Origin of the sequence: Roseobacter sp. MH60115 (assembly GCF_015644665.1) — a bacterium.
Classification (GTDB): domain Bacteria; phylum Pseudomonadota; class Alphaproteobacteria; order Rhodobacterales; family Rhodobacteraceae; genus Roseobacter.
In genome coordinates this window covers 41,806-57,609 of record NZ_JADOBQ010000011.1, presented here as the reverse complement: position 1 = coordinate 57,609, position 15,804 = coordinate 41,806, and the positions used below count along the sequence as shown (strand labels likewise).

At 59.6% G+C, this 15,804-nt stretch carries 7 protein-coding genes; 5 read left to right on the top strand and 2 right to left on the bottom strand.

The genetic code is table 11. The annotated features are described in order from the left end of the window. The first annotated feature begins 891 nt into the window (after positions 1 to 891). Entirely contained in the window at positions 892 to 10,065 is a 9,174-nt protein-coding gene (locus ISX84_RS21885; protein WP_195822546.1) for a DUF4214 domain-containing protein, read from the top strand. 397 nt (positions 10,066 to 10,462) lie between these two features. Here the strand turns inward: ISX84_RS21885 and ISX84_RS21880 are convergent, their stop codons facing one another. Both ISX84_RS21880 and ISX84_RS21875 read right to left on the bottom strand, forming a co-directional pair. Beyond that, positions 10,463 to 11,008, bottom strand: a complete 546-nt coding sequence (locus ISX84_RS21880; protein WP_195822545.1) for a peptidylprolyl isomerase — start codon at positions 11,006 to 11,008, stop codon at positions 10,463 to 10,465. After that, on the bottom strand, positions 11,001 to 11,507 hold the full coding sequence (locus tag ISX84_RS21875; RefSeq protein WP_195822544.1) for a peptidylprolyl isomerase: 507 nt from the start codon (positions 11,505 to 11,507) through the stop codon (positions 11,001 to 11,003). The genes ISX84_RS21880 and ISX84_RS21875 overlap by 8 nt, the downstream gene beginning before the upstream one ends. 127 nt (positions 11,508 to 11,634) lie before the next feature. Between ISX84_RS21875 and ISX84_RS21870 the strand changes: the two genes are divergently transcribed. From ISX84_RS21870 to ISX84_RS21855, 4 genes are all read left to right on the top strand, one after another. Beyond that, entirely contained in the window at positions 11,635 to 12,822 is a 1,188-nt protein-coding gene (locus ISX84_RS21870; RefSeq protein WP_195822543.1) for a phosphoglycerate kinase, read from the top strand. A 134-nt stretch (positions 12,823 to 12,956) separates the two neighbouring features. Then, positions 12,957 to 13,256, top strand: a complete 300-nt coding sequence (locus ISX84_RS21865; protein WP_195822542.1) for an FtsB family cell division protein — start codon at positions 12,957 to 12,959, stop codon at positions 13,254 to 13,256. 147 nt (positions 13,257 to 13,403) lie between these two features. Next, positions 13,404 to 14,414 carry a pyruvate dehydrogenase (acetyl-transferring) E1 component subunit alpha gene (gene pdhA / locus ISX84_RS21860; protein ID WP_195822541.1) on the top strand — a complete coding sequence of 337 codons (1,011 nt, stop codon included), beginning with the start codon at positions 13,404 to 13,406 and terminating at the stop codon, positions 14,412 to 14,414. Between the two features lie 3 nt (positions 14,415 to 14,417). Further along, positions 14,418 to 15,800, top strand: a complete 1,383-nt coding sequence (locus ISX84_RS21855) for a pyruvate dehydrogenase complex E1 component subunit beta (RefSeq protein ID WP_195822540.1) — start codon at positions 14,418 to 14,420, stop codon at positions 15,798 to 15,800. Positions 15,801 to 15,804 lie beyond the last annotated feature (4 nt).

Here is a 15,804-nt window from a genome sequence, read left to right as displayed (position 1 = left end):
CATACCCTAAGATACGAAACTGATGTTTTGGGAAACATAATTTCTGACACAGAGCAGCTGGAAAAATTGCATCCGCTGACTGCACAACGTTGGGCTTCCGGTGTATTTCAATTCTCAGGTGGCATAGCCACATATAGTGAAAAGCATAGTATTAGTGTTGAAGACTATACTAGAAATGCGGTTGCAAATGCTGCGTATTCTCTCGGTGCAGAGCGGCAAATCGGCATAAAGATCGCGGAAGATTACCTCGAAGGTGCGCTCGGTTCCACAACTAGCTTACGCACTGAGGTTCTGGACCGTCAGGGCTACACAAGAAGACCTGACGGTGCCGTGCTCGATTGGAAAGACGCGAATGGGGTTGTCGGCACGACGAATCCATATAGCAATTTTTCAAAAGAACTCCTCGATAACTATGGGAGGGTGGACGACAACGGTGTCGCGCGAACAACCATCGGTGGAGCTTTTCGGTCGATAGCGGATGCGCTTGGATTTGATGGCAAGTTTGGTATCCAAGGCACCTATAGTCGCCAGGGAGAAGGTAATGCTGCAAATCAGGATGCGGGTTCGACCACCCACTCTGGCGGCGGTGGAATTGGGGGCGCTATAGGTAAAGCTTTAGGCTCGATTGGGAAAGCAATCGGGAATGCTGCAAAATCTGTTGCTGAGGCTCTCGGATTTGGGGGGCATTCCAGTTCAGAACCTGGCGGCAACAGTTCTTCTGGAGGGAGCGATAGTGGGAACAGCTCTTCCGGATCGTCTGAGGGTTCATCCAGTGGCATAGGTACGAGTGGCGGACGTCCGGGACGGACGCACGGCGAGGATCGCCCTATCCTCCTCGACTTAGACGGTGACGGTATCGAAATCACCGAACTCTCCAAATCGACGGTCTTCATGGACGCTGGTGGGGATGGATTGCTGCACCGGACGGCCTGGGCTGGGGCTGGTGATGGTGTTCTGTTCATCGATGATGATGGTGACGGAGCGATTTCGGAGAAGAAGGAGTATGTCTTTACCGAGTGGGACCCGACGGCGACGGATGATCTGGCCGCACTCAGGGCTGTGTTTGACAGCAATGACGATGGCGTGCTCGATGCCTCTGACGCGCGGTTTGCAGACTTCAAGGTTCTGGTGACCAACCCGGATGGCTCGACCACGGCGAAGACGCTGGCGGAGCTGGGGATCACCTCGATCAACCTGACGGCGGATACCACGCGGATCGAGCTGCCGGATGGCTCGATGATCACCGGGCAGACGACATTTACGCGGACCGATGGCACGACAGGCACGGTGGCGAATGCAACGCTGGTGGCCGAGGCGCAGGGGTATCGCGTCGAGCAGGTGGAAAGCACCGATGCGTCCGGCAACCGGGTGGTGGTCAGCACCGCCTATGCGGCGACGGGCGATGTGGCCTATGAGATCACCTCGGTGACCAGTCCGGATGGATCGAGCATCACCAACAGCTATGACGATGATGGCGACGGGGTGGTTGACCGGCTGCAGATGATCTCGACGCAGGAGATCAACGGGAACAAAATAGAAACCGTCGTGAACAAAACCGGGGCGGATGCGGCGACGGCGATTGTGACCAGCCGGATCGTGACCACGACCAGCGCGGATGGGGCGGATGTCACGATCCAGCGGGACAGCACGGGCGGCGGCTGGTTCGATCAGGAAGAGATCCGCACGACCCTGCCCGACGGCAGCCGCAGCATCGTGATCAACGATCTGGCCGAAGATGGCTCGACCATCCGCGGCTCCAGCGAAACGACAAGCGTGGACGGGCTGATCCGTACCAAGGGCACCGATGAGGATGGTGATACGCTGGACGATGTCACCGTCACGCATAGCATCATCGAGCATGGCGATGGTCGCCGGACGGAAAGCACGCAGGCGCACAATCAGAACAACAGCCTGCGGTCGTCTGAGACGATGGTGGTTGGTCCGGATGGGCAAAGCAAGGTGATCCGCCGCGATGTGGATGGCAATGGCGCTGTGGAGACGGTCGAAGACCTTTCCATCACGCTTGGTACGGGCGGGGAGAGCACATCGATCCTGCGGGTCGAGAACGGCGACGGCAGCCTGCGCAGCAGCGTGACACAGACGCAATCCGCGGATGCTTTGAGCAAGACCATTGCGGCGGATGTGGATGGCGACGGTGATATCGACACCACCACGTTGGATGCGACGGTGATCCAGGGCGATGGCAGCCGTGAGAACACGGTCACGATCACAAACACCAATGGCTCGGTGCGATCGATGGAAAAGACCACGCTCGGTGCGGATAAGGTCAGCTCCGAGACCTGGGTCGATCTCGATCAGGACGGGGTTTTTGACGCGGATGAGCGGGTGCGCTCTGTGACGATCGATGGCACGACACAAGAACGCACCACGTTGGATCAGACCCGCGCCGCCGATGGCACGGTGTTGGCCAGCAGCACAACCCGCTCCTCCGAGGACGGTTTGACCGTCACAACCACCACGGATGCGGATGGCGTTGGTGGCATCGATTTGCGCGTCTCGGATGTGACAACCGTGGACGGCACCGGCATGTCGACCCGCACCCTGGAGACCCGCAACCAGGACAACACCCTGCGCAGCAAAACCGTGGTCGAGACCAGCGCCGATGGGCTGACGACAACCACAAAGGTGGATGCGGACGGGAATGGCGCCTTTGACAGCCAGACCATCGATGTGCGCGTGCTTGAGGCGGACGGCAGCATCACCCGCACGGTCTCGGCCTATGCCGGGGACGGGATGACACTGCTGAGCCGAACCAGCTCGACGGAAAGCGCGGACCGGCAAATCAAAACAACCGCACAGGACGTAGATGGGCATGGCGGTGCAGATACCCTGACAACCTCAACAGAGGCCGATGACGGGTCGATGGTGATGAGTGATCTTCTGACCAACCCGGATGGGTCCAAAGTGACGTCGTCACAGACATCGGTCAGTGCCAATGGCCTGGTCTCCACCACCAAACGGGATCTGAACGGCGATGACATCAATGATGTCACCGAAGAGAGTGCAACCACCCTGAACGCAGATGGCAGCCGGACAACGACCGTTACAACGAAGAATGGCAACGGGACCCTGCGCAGCACAAACGACGTAAAGGTAAGCGACGATGGTCTGACAACCACCGCACGGACCGACGCGGATGGCAATGGTATCTTTGAACGCGAGCAGATCAGCACGACTGTTCTGCAGCAAAACGGCGCGCAGGTCACAACGACGGAACAGGTCTCCGCCAGCGCCACGCGCCTGTCGCAGAGCCGGGTTGAGACCAGCGATGATGGCTTGGTCGTAACGACCTCGCTTAATGCAGATGGCGACGCCACATTCGATCTGATCACGACAGAGACCACCGCGCTGCAGGATGATGGCGGCACGGTTGTCACGTCGGAACTGCGGGATGCCGCAGGCGCGCTGCGTTCCGCATCGAAAACCACGTCAAACGACAATGGCCGCGACGTGACGACCACGACGGATGTGAACGGTGACGATGCCGACGATATGGTCACGTCGCGCATCGTTGCGGATGATGGCATGCTCACGCAGACGCAGTCCGAGTGGGGCGTGGATGATCAAGGCAATGCGGTTCTGCAAAGCCATGTCGAGACGATCACCAGCGCCAATGGCCTCACCACAACGACCAATGTGGATGCGGATGGGAACGGCACCTTTGAGCGCACTGAGCAAGGCATCACCGTGCTCAATGCGGATGGCGCGCAAACAACAACGGTGACGGAAAAGAGCACAAACGGCACGGTCTACCGCACGTCATCCAGCCAGATCAGCGATGATGGCCGCACGCGCACCGATACTTTGGATGAGAACGCGGATGGCACCGATGACCTCACCACACTGACGACGCTGGACCTGTCCATTGATGGCATCGAGACCGTCACGGAAGAACGCCGCGCGGCTGACACCTCCCTACTCAGCAAAACGACAACCGTGACCAGCGCGGATGGCCGCACCTCCACCACCTCCTATGACGCAGATGGGAATGACACGCTCGATGCGGTCTCGACAACGCACCGGGATGACCATGGCACTGTGACCACGACCGAGGAGTACTTCTCCTCCGGTGGCACGTTGGAAGCCACCGCTGTGACCACCCGGAGCGATGATGGGCTGACCCGGACCCGGACAGTGGATCGCAACGCGGATGGGATTGCAGAACATGTCGTGCAGGACGCAACCGTGCTGGGTGCCGACGGAAAAACCCTGCAAACCATGACGCATACGACAGGGCGTGGTGCGGCCCTTGCAACTGCGGAATATGAAACCAGTGACGATGGTCTGACACGCATCAGCCGTTTGGATCTGGATGGGAAGAGCGGGTTCGAGTTCATCTCCGAAGACAGCACCACCTTTGACACCAACGGCGATGTCATCCGGCATCAGATCACCCGCAACGCCATATCCCAGCCCCTCTCGGACATGACCACGACCACGAGCGGCAATGGTCTTGTCACCTCTGTCTCGCTGGACCGTGATGGAGATGGGACCGTCGATCGCAGCAGCGTTCTGACGCGGGGCGCCGATGGCGGTTTTACCGAAAGCATCACGGAATTTGGCGACACCGCACAGACCATCCGGACCGAGACGCGTGTTGAAAGTGCGGATGGCTGGACCTCGACCCTGTCCACCGATCTGGATGGCGATGGCACAACCGACCGCGAGGTTGTCTCGACGGTTGATCCCAGCCGGAACGTGAACACGACCTGGCGGGACCTGGATGCGGATGGCAGCGTCGTGGATGAAATCACGGGCATGGTCTCGGCAAATGGCATGCAGCGTTCAATCTATCTGGATGTGGATGGTGACGGGTCGGATGATCTGATGCGGACCTGGACCACCAGCTTCAATGTCGCAGGCGCCCAGATCACCACCTATGAGGAAACGGCGGGCAACGGCACGCTGGCGGACAGGGAGGTGACAACCACGGCGGCGAACGGGCTCTCCACGGTCCGGGATATTGATCTGGACGGTGACGGCATTGTCGATGGTACCATGACCTCCACGACAACGCTGAATGCGGACGGCAGTCGCAAGACGGTCGCTGAAACCCGCTATGCGGATGGCGATCTGCGCTCCATGGAGGAGGTTTCTGTCAGCCGGGATGCGCGGCATGTGGTGGAACGTCACGACTATGACGGCAACGGTCTGGCCGACAAGACATCGGAACTGGTGATCCGTGCGGACGGGGAGCGTATTCTGACGGAAAAGTCCTTTGGCGAAGGCGGAGACCGGATCAGCACCTTTGTGACCACCACCTCTTCTGACGGTTTGCTCACCACCATTCTGCGGAACGGCTTTATCCAGACGATCAAGAGATCAGCGCTGGACAATGGCAGCTACGTCTGGGAAAGCGGCGATGCTTCTGCACCAACCACTGTGTCACATGACATTGATGCCTTCGGGATCGATACCTGGACCTACGCAAGCCCCGCAGCGACCCATACTGCAAGGCTAGATGAGACCGCCAAGACACGCCTGAACGCCGAGGCCGCGCGCATCTATGACACGGTTCTGGACCGCGACATGGATTACGCCGAGCAAGAGGTGCTGGTGAAATACGTGGCCGAAGGCGAACTGGACCGCGCCGCTCTGGTGACCGAGCTGATGAACTCAGACGAGGCCGCAACGCGCTACGGGGTTCTCAAGAACGCCGAATTTGTAGACCAGTTCTATCTGAACACCTTCGGGCGGGCACCGTCACTGGTGGAGCTGGACACCCACCTGCGCACATTGACTGCAGATGTCTCAAGCCGTGTGGAGCTCTTGCTGACACTTTCCGAAGCCGTTGAACATCTCGTTGTGGGCAACACGCATATGGCGACGAACAACTTCGACGTCATCATGAACCCCGCCGAATACGAGCGCAGCCTCGACCGCGCCTATGTGGAAGCCATGGTCAAAGATCTGATCGACGTGGCCTATGATCGGGATGCGACCGCGCATGAGTTGGAATACTACGCGGGCCTTTTGCTGGAAGGCACCGACAACCCCGACGATCTGATCGCAAAAATGCTCTTGATCGATGGGGCGATCCAGGGCGTCTCTTCAATAAGCCTGAAAGGCCTGTCGGGGGCGGCTTTGGTCAGCCAGGCCTTCCTGAACGCCTTTGGCCGCCAGCCCACGGCGGCTGAGCAGCAGATGTGGGAAGAAAACCTATCTTCGGGACGCATCAGCGCCAACCAGTTCATCGTGGCGCTCGCCCAAAGCACCGAGAAACTGGAGAGCGGCCGCACGCATGAGGCCAACGCAGCACCAGCTTTGACGCATTATGTTGGCACCGCGGCGGCTGAAACAAAAAACGGAGGGGCAGGTCAAGATAAACTCGAAGGCATGGGTGGCGACGACACGCTGAACGGTGGCAATGGCAGTGACATCCTCGTCGGTGGCGCTGGCGATGACGTTCTGACGGGGGGCAGCGCGGTAGCCGAGGAAGCCAACGGCAACGACACCTATGTCTGGGCCAAGGGCGATGGCAACGATACGATCCAGGACTGGGGCATCTCTTTGGCGGAGGTTGACCGCCTGATCCTGACGGACGTGACCTCGGATGACGTGGCGCTGACGCGGGCAAACGGATCGGACAATCTGACGATCACGATCCTGAGCACCGGAGAAGTGATCACCGATGTGCAGCGCTATTATTACGACGGGCGCAACTATGGCCTCGAAAGCATCGCGTTCAGTGATGGCGTGACCTGGAGCCTCGAGGACATCTACGCCCACACGCGCACGGACGGGACCAGCGGGAACGACGTGCTCGTAGGCAAGAACACCCCGGATAACTTCTACGGCCTTGGAGGCAACGACACGCTTAACGGCAGCGGCGGCGATGACGTTCTGAACGGTGGTGCGGGCGATGACGTCCTGACGGGGGGAAGCGCGGTAGCCGAGGAGACCAACGGCAACGACACCTATGTTTGGTCGATCGGCGATGGCAATGATACCATTCAGGAGTATTCCAGCTCCTTTGCTGAAGTAGACACGCTGCGCTTCGAAAATGTCGCGTCAGACGGCGTGGTGCTGCGCCGTGTCAGTGGGACAGTTGATATCGAAATAGAGATACAGTCGGGCGACGAAATCATCCGAGTGATCAGCCAGTTGCACGACTACACAGCACAGAGCCAAGGGCTTGAGGCCATCGAGTTCAGCGATGGCGTGATCTGGGGACGCGACGATATTGCCGCAAATATCAGGACTGAGGGCACGTCAGGTAACGACAATCTGATCGGAACAGAAGCAGGCGATAACATATACGGGATGGATGGAGACGATTATCTGCGAGGACACGAAGCCGCTGCGCCACAACCCAATGTTTTTACCCCGCTGCAGATGTGGAGCGGTGCCAATGATCTTCTGGCGTGGAGCTATATTGCATCGCACCCTGATCTGATTGCGTCCCACTGGGTCAATGATGCCCACAGCGCCCGTTCGCATTGGCAAGACCATGGCCGACACGAAAACCGTCTGGTTTCCTTTGATGTACTATCGTATCTCGCGAGCCACGATGATCTTATTGTAGCCTACGGTTCGAATTTTACGCAGGCTGCTCAACATTATGCTCAGTCCGGCTACTACGAAGGCCGTCAAATTGACTTTAATGTGGTCCAGTATCTCAAGAACTATGATGATCTGCGCAATGCCTATGGATATGATTATGCTGGCGCGACGTACCACTACATCACTACCGGAAAAACTGAGGGCCGTATCTGGCGAACCCCCACTGAGGATGCGCTGACTGATGCTGAATATGCCAAAAACCATCTTATTCCCTATGACGGTGGCGATTATCTTGACGGCGGCAGCGGCAATGACACACTCGAAGGCCGCTCGGGCGATGACACGCTAGTCGGCAGCACCGGCGATGATCTCTTGCGTGGGGGCACCGCGACTGCTGAGGCAGCAAATGGCAACGACACCTATGTCTGGGCCAAAGGCGACGGCAACGACACGATCCAGGATTTCGGAACGTCGATGACCGAGATCGACATACTCCGGTTCGAGGATGTCGCGTTTGATGATGTGATTATCCTGCGCGCCCCTGTAACTTGGGATTTTTTGTTTAAGATTGTGTCGACCGGAGACAATATCCGCGTTGTCAGCCAGTTTTTCGACGCAACCGCGCAAAGTCAGGGACTTGAACAGATCATCTTCAGTGATGGTGTGACCCTGGATCGCGAAGACATCGCCGCGCTGATCCAGCTTGACGGAACGGCTGATGACAACGTTCTCAATGGGACGATCGCGGGTGATCGCCTGCATGGTCGGCTGGGCGCTGATACAATCGACGGCGGCGATGGAGACGACTCCATTGTCGGGGGCGACGGAAGCGATCTGCTGACAGGTGGTCAAGGTGACGACACACTGGTCGGAGGCAATACAACCGATGGCCAGATAAATGGATTTTTTGAGAGCGCCTATAAGGCCGAGTCCTATTTCGGCGGCGATGCCACGGGTTGGGGGTCCGAACTCTACGAGCGGGTCGTGGGCGACATCAACGGCGACGGCCGCGTCGACATCGTCGGCTTCGGACATGACGGCACTTATGTGGCGTTGGGTCAGGCGAACGGAACCTTTGGAAACGCCTATAAGGCCGAGTCCTATTTCGGCGGCGATGCCACGGGTTGGGGGTCCGAACTCTACGAGCGGGTCGTGGGCGACATCAACGGCGACGGCCGCGTCGACATCGTCGGCTTCGGACATGACGGCACTTATGTGGCGTTGGGTCAGGCGAACGGAACCTTTGGAAACGCCTATAAGGCCGAGTCCTATTTCGGCGGCGATGCCACGGGTTGGGGGTCCGAACTCTACGAGCGGGTCGTGGGCGACATCAACGGCGACGGCCGCGTCGACATCGTCGGCTTCGGACATGATGGCACTTATGCGGCGTTGGGTCACAGTGTTGGAGATACAATGCTGGGGGGCGAAGGGAACGACAAACTGTTTGGCAGCCTTATGGACGACACCCTTGACGGTGGCGCCGGCGATGACGTTCTGACGGGGGGCTCTGGGGCTGACACCTTCGTGTTCGGTGTTGGCAGCGGTCAGGACGTGATCGAGGATTTCTCTCTCGCCGAAGACATCATCCGCATTGATGGACAATTGCCGTCCTTTGAAGTCAGCGATGCCGCCGACGGGGCCTTGCTCCTGCTCGGGGGCGGAGATCAGGTGCTGGTCAGGGGCGTCACCGCAGTAGAGTTGCAGGGGTCATCCGCCCTCGGTCCGGTCGATGTAGCCCCGCCCGCGCGGATGCAGATCGGCGATCTTCGGGTGGAGCAACTCGATGGCAACCAATGGCACACGGTGAGCTTTGACCAGACGATCGAGAACGCCGCCGTTGTCATGGGACCTGCCTCCTCGGAGGGCGGCAATCCGCTGAACCTGCGGGTGCGGAACGTGACCGATCAGGGCTTCGAGTTCCAGGTGGACGAATGGGACTATCTGGACGGTGCGCATGGCGAGCTCTCGGTCAGCTGGATGGCGGGCAGTCTCGGCAGTCACACACTGGCGGATGGCACCAAGGTGACCTTTGGCCAGGAACAAGTGAGCTCGGTCGCCGCCAGCACGGTTGCGCTTTCAGATTTCACCACAGCGCCCATTGTGCTGGCGCAGCTCAGTGGCGATGCAGAGGGGCGCGCGCTGACGCATCGCTTGGATCAGGTGACTGCGGGTGGCTTCGAGTTTACTTTGCAGGCGGAAGAGGCCCAGGTGGTGGCGGGTCTTTCAAGCATTGCGACGGAGCAGCTTTATTGGGTTGCGCTGGACATCGCCGCGGGTAGCACCGTGTTCGAGACTGGGCAACTGGCGATTGACCACGACTATGCGGCACTTGGCACGACGCTGGAGGCGACGGAAGCCTTCTTTGCGGATATGCAGACGTTCAACGGCATCGACCCGGCAGGCCTGCGGTATGATCTGGGCACCGGCGGCGCTGTGTCGGTCAAGGTCGAAGAGGAACAGTCCGAGGACGAAGAGACAACGCATGCGGTGGAGACCGTCGCATGGTTGACGGCAAACGAAGGGGTATTCGACTTGGGGTGAGGCTTTTGTGCGATGAAAGGATCAGAACCCGCTCGGCGATCTATCCGCCTATCCAGTGAGGCCGGACACCATGCAATCGTCGTTCCTTCTTTGCAAACTACCTTTTGCTGCCCAGGTTAGGTCGTTCCGGTGCGACTGCTCGCGCGCTCCCCAGCCCATCAAAACTGCAAAAAGAGAAGACCTGTTACGCGGCACGCCAATGCCAGCTTTGAAAGGGCTAGTGCGGAAACAACCAAAACAACCAGGGTTCGGTTTGGGTCAAGAATTCTGCGAGGACTCTTGTCTGTTTCCCAAAACGGGACCCTTGCCGCTATGTAGAAAATCACAGAAGCGGGCCTGAAGCCGTCGTTGACCGACCCACCACCAATCTCGGTGGCGGGTCGGTGTGAGACGAGTTCTATTCAGTGACAGTAACCTTTTGCATCACGTCTGGTTCACCGATGACGGCGCCATTGGGGCCGGTGCCAAGCTTGATCGCGTCAAGCACGTCGAGCCCTTCTGTCACGCGGCCAACAACGGTGTATTGGCCGTTCAGGAAGTACCCCTCCTGGAACATGATGAAGAACTGGCTGTTGGCGCTATCCGGGTTTTGTGCCCGCGCCATGCCCACGACGCCGCGGTCAAAGGGCACGTCCGAGAACTCTGCAGCCAGATCCGGCTGGTCCGAGCCGCCGGTGCCCGCGCGGCGCATGTCACCGCCCAGCTTGCCGTGCTCGACGTCGCCGGTCTGCGCCATGAACCCTTTGATCACGCGGTGAAAAACCACTCCATCATAGGCGCCGCTTTCCGCCAGCGCCTTGATGCGTTCCACGTGGCCGGGCGCGACTTCCTCAAGCAGGTCGATCTTGATGGTGCCGCTGGCCTCGCCCGCAACCTCGATCTCGATACCGGTGGCCAGGGCCGGGGTGGCCAGCATCAGCGATGCGATGAGCGCCTTATGCATCTGCAGCCACCTTGACGGAGATCATCCGGTCAGGCTCCGCTGGCGGCTCGCCCCGCGTGATGGCATCCACGTGCTCCATGCCTTCGATCACCTGCCCGTAAACGGTGTACTGGCCGTTCAGGAAATCATTGTCCTTGAAGTTGATGAAGAACTGGCTGTTGGCGCTGTCGGGGTTTTGCGACCGTGCGGCGCCAATCGAGCCACGTGCATGCGGGATCTTGGAGAATTCAGCCGGAACATTGTCCATGTCCGACCCGCCGGTGCCCGCCATGCGCAGGTTGAACCCCTCTTCCATGTTGCCGTGCTGCACGTCGCCGGTCTGCGCCATGAAGCCGTCGATCACCCGATGAAACGCCACGTTGTCATACTGGCCGGACCGCGCGAGTTCCTTCATCCGCTCCACATGTTTCGGGGCCACATCCGGCAGCAGTTGGATGGTCACCGTACCCCCCTTCAGCTCCATCAGTATCGTGTTTTCGGGGTCTTTGATCTCGGCCATATCGGCGCTCCTGTCTGTTTGCTTGGCCGAGTACCTAAATCCTGTGGCCCTGAATGCCAAGCAGGTCATTGACGCAAGCGGTCATACGCGCAAAACACGGGGGCAGTTTTGAGGAAAGGATCAGGGCATGGGCTGGAAGACGCTGGACGATATGGAGCTTGACGGCAAGCGAGTGCTGGTGCGGGTGGATATCAACGTGCCGGTCGAGGATGGCCGCGTCACGGACACCACGCGCATTGATCGGATCGTGCCGACCATTCGCGATATTCTCGCCGCGGGTGGCCTACCCATTCTGCTGGCCCATTTCGGGCGCCCCAAGGGCAAGGTCGTGCCGGAGATGTCGCTGCGGGTCACCCTGCCCGCGCTTGAGGCAGCCCTCGGTCAGGACGTGACCTTTGTTGAACGCCCCGATCCTGACGAACTGAAAGCCCTGCCCGCCGGGACCGTCGTATTGGTGGAAAACACCCGCTTTGCCGCGGGGGAAGAGGCCAATGATCCCGGCATGGCGCAGTTCCTCGCCAGCTTGGGTGACGTGTTCTGCAACGATGCTTTCTCTGCCGCGCACCGTGCCCATGCCTCGACAACCGGCGTCGCGCATCTGCTGCCCTCCTGCGCGGGTCGTTTGATGCAGGCGGAGCTCTCCGCCCTCGAAAGCGCGCTGGCCCATCCCGAACGCCCCGTCGGTGCGGTTGTAGGTGGCGCCAAGGTCTCGACAAAAATCGCACTGCTGGAAAATCTGGTGGGCAAGCTTGATCTGCTGGTGATCGGCGGCGGCATGGCAAACACGTTCCTCGCCGCCCAGGGCGCGCAATTGGGTGCGTCCCTGCAGGAGCCCGATTTCATCGACACGGCCAAGGCGATCATGGCGGAGGCAGAAAAGACCGGCTGCCGCATTCTGCTGCCCGTGGATGGGTTGGTCGCCCGGGAATTCAAGGCAGGTGCCGACCATGACGCCCTGCCCCTCGGCGCGGATACGGTCCTGGACGCAGATCAGATGGTCCTGGACGCAGGCCCTGAGAGCGCGAATTCCGTCTGTGCGGCTTTTGCCGATCTGAAAACACTGATCTGGAATGGCCCATTGGGCGCCTTTGAGATCGCCCCTTTCGATCAGGCCACAAATGCCGCCGCGGCAGAGGCCGCACGTCTGACCAAGGCAGGGCAGTTGATTTCGGTTGCTGGAGGCGGCGATACGGTTGCCGCGCTCAATCAGGCCGGTGCGGCGGAGGATTTCACCTATATCTCCACAGCGGGCGGTGCATTCCTGGAATGGATGGAAGGCAAGGAACTACCTGGGGTTGCGGCGCTCTCCGAGTGACTTCGATCTCGGCGGTGCCCGCGCGCGAAACCGCCTGTTTTCCAAAGGAAATGTGACAAAGGGGATTCCCTTTTTACGGCGCCTGTGCCATAGTTCCGCTACGCCCGGTAAGAGGCGACCAAGAGGCACGGCAGATGACCCGCACACCCCGACCCGCATTTGGCACATTCGTTTTCTTCACGGCGGCCTTGGGATTGGCCACCTATTTTACATTCGCCGCCGTACAGGGTGATTTTGGCCTGTTCCGCCGCGCCGAGATCGTGGCCGAAGCCGATGCGCTGCAAAAGCAGCTGACCCATGTGCAACAAGAGGTCTCCCGGATGGAGAACCTGACCCAGCGGCTGTCGGACAATTTCCTCGATCTGGATCTTCTGGATGAGCAGGCGCGCTCCGTCCTTGGCATGATCCGCGCGGATGAAATCGTTATCCGCTAAGCGCTTAGCTCTCAAGAATGGCTGAATTCAAAGCTGCCTGACCACGCGTCAGATTGCCCCTCGCCTTACGCGTGCGAATCCGATAAAGAATAGTTTAACGCTAAACTATCTGCCCGAAGCCGGGCGCGACGAGGGAGAACCGCTCAGATGGCACCGCGAAAATCCACCAAAAAACCGAATGTTTCTGCGGAAGAGCTCAAAGCCTATTACCGCGACATGCTGCTGATCCGGCGGTTCGAGGAAAAGGCGGGCCAGCTTTACGGCATGGGTCTGATTGGCGGGTTCTGCCACCTCTACATCGGTCAGGAAGCGGTTGTGGTGGGCCTTGAGGCCGCCGCCGAAGAGGGTGACAAGCGCATCACCTCCTACCGCGACCACGGCCATATGCTGGCCTGCGGTATGGACCCCAACGGCGTGATGGCCGAGTTGACGGGCCGCGAAGGCGGCTATTCCAAGGGCAAGGGTGGCTCCATGCACATGTTCTCCAAGGAGAAGCATTTCTATGGTGGCCACGGCATCGTCGCAGCGCAGGTACCGCTGGGCGCGGGCCTCGCTTTCGCAGATAAGTACAAGGAAAACGGTCGCGTCACCTTCACCTACTTCGGCGATGGCGCGGCCAATCAGGGCCAGGTCTATGAGGCCTTCAACATGGCCGCCCTGTGGAAGCTGCCGTGCGTCTTTGTGATCGAAAACAATCAATATGCCATGGGCACATCGCAGCAACGCTCCACCTCTTCTGCGGAAATTTATGAGCGCGGCAAATCCTTCGGCATCCCCGGCGAGGCTGTGGATGGCATGGACGTGCTGGCCGTGAAAGAGGCCGGTGAAAAGGCCGTGGCCCACTGTCGCTCCGGCAAGGGACCGTACATTCTCGAGATCAAGACCTACCGCTACCGGGGCCACTCCATGTCGGACCCGGCCAAGTACCGCACCCGCGAAGAAGTGCAAAAGATGCGCGACGAACGCGACCCGATCGAACAGGTGCGCTCCCTGCTGCTGACCGGCAAACATGCCAGCGAAGACGATCTCAAGGCCATCGACAAGGAGATCAAGGAAATCGTGAACGAGAGCGCCGAGTTCGCCAAGACCTCACCGGAGCCGGCTGTCGAAGAGCTCTGGACCGATATTTACGCCACAGAAGTTCCGCAGGAGGCTTGATCCATGGCAACAGAAATTCTCATGCCCGCTCTGAGCCCGACAATGGAAGAAGGCACGCTGGCCAAATGGCTGGTCAAGGAGGGTGATACCGTCTCCTCCGGCGACATCATGGCCGAGATCGAAACCGACAAGGCGACGATGGAATTCGAGGCCGTCGATGAAGGCACCATCGGCAAGATCCTCGTAGCCGAAGGCACCGAAGGGGTGAAGGTGAACACCGCCATCGCGGTTTTGCTGGAAGAGGGCGAAAGTGCCGACGATATCGACACCTCGACGCCCGCGCCGGAGGCGGCACAAGCCGCCGACGCGGGCAACGAGGCGGCCCCTGCGGCCTCCGAGGCGCCCGCCCCTGCTCCATCCGCCCCTCAGACCGACACTTCACCCGACTGGCCGGAAGGCACCACGCTGAAACAGCAGACCGTCCGCGAGGCCCTTCGCGACGGCATGGCCGAAGAGATGCGCCGCGATGAAAACGTGTTCCTGATGGGCGAAGAAGTCGCCGAATATCAGGGCGCTTATAAAATCTCCCAGGGCCTGCTCGATGAATTCGGGGCCAAGCGGGTCATCGACACGCCGATCACCGAACATGGCTTTGCCGGGATCGCCACTGGCGCCGCCTTCGGCGGGTTGCGCCCCATCGTTGAGTTCATGACCTTCAACTTTGCCATGCAGGCCATCGACCAGATCATCAACTCCGCAGCCAAGACACTTTACATGTCCGGCGGCCAGATGGGCGCGCCCATGGTCTTCCGTGGCCCCAACGGTGCCGCCGCGCGCGTAGGCGCCCAGCACAGCCAGGACTACGCCGCCTGGTACATGCAGGTGCCCGGCCTGAAGGTCGCGATGCCCTACTCCGCTTCCGACTACAAAGGGCTAATGAAAACCGCCATCCGCGATCCCAACCCGGTGATTTTCCTCGAAAATGAAATCCTCTACGGCCGCAGCTTCGACGTGCCGGAGATCGATGATTATACGGTACCGTTTGGCAAGGCGCGCATCTGGCGCGAAGGCTCGGATGTCACCATCGTCAGCTTCGGCATCGGAATGAGCTACGCGCTTGCCGCCGCCGATCAACTCGCAGAGGAAGGCATCTCCGCCGAGGTCATTGATCTGCGTACCTTGCGCCCGATGGACACCGGCAGCATCCTCAAATCCGTGATGAAGACCAACCGCTGCGTCACAGTCGAGGAAGGTTGGCCGCAAGGCTCCGTCGGCAACTATATCTCAAGCGTCATCATGCAGGAGGCCTTCGACTATCTCGATGCGCCGGTGATCAACTGCACCGGCAAGGATGTCCCGATGCCCTATGCGGCGAACCTTGAAAAGCTTGCGCTGGTGACCACTGACGAGGTCGTCGCCGCCGTGAAGCAAGTCACCTACAAGTAAGGAG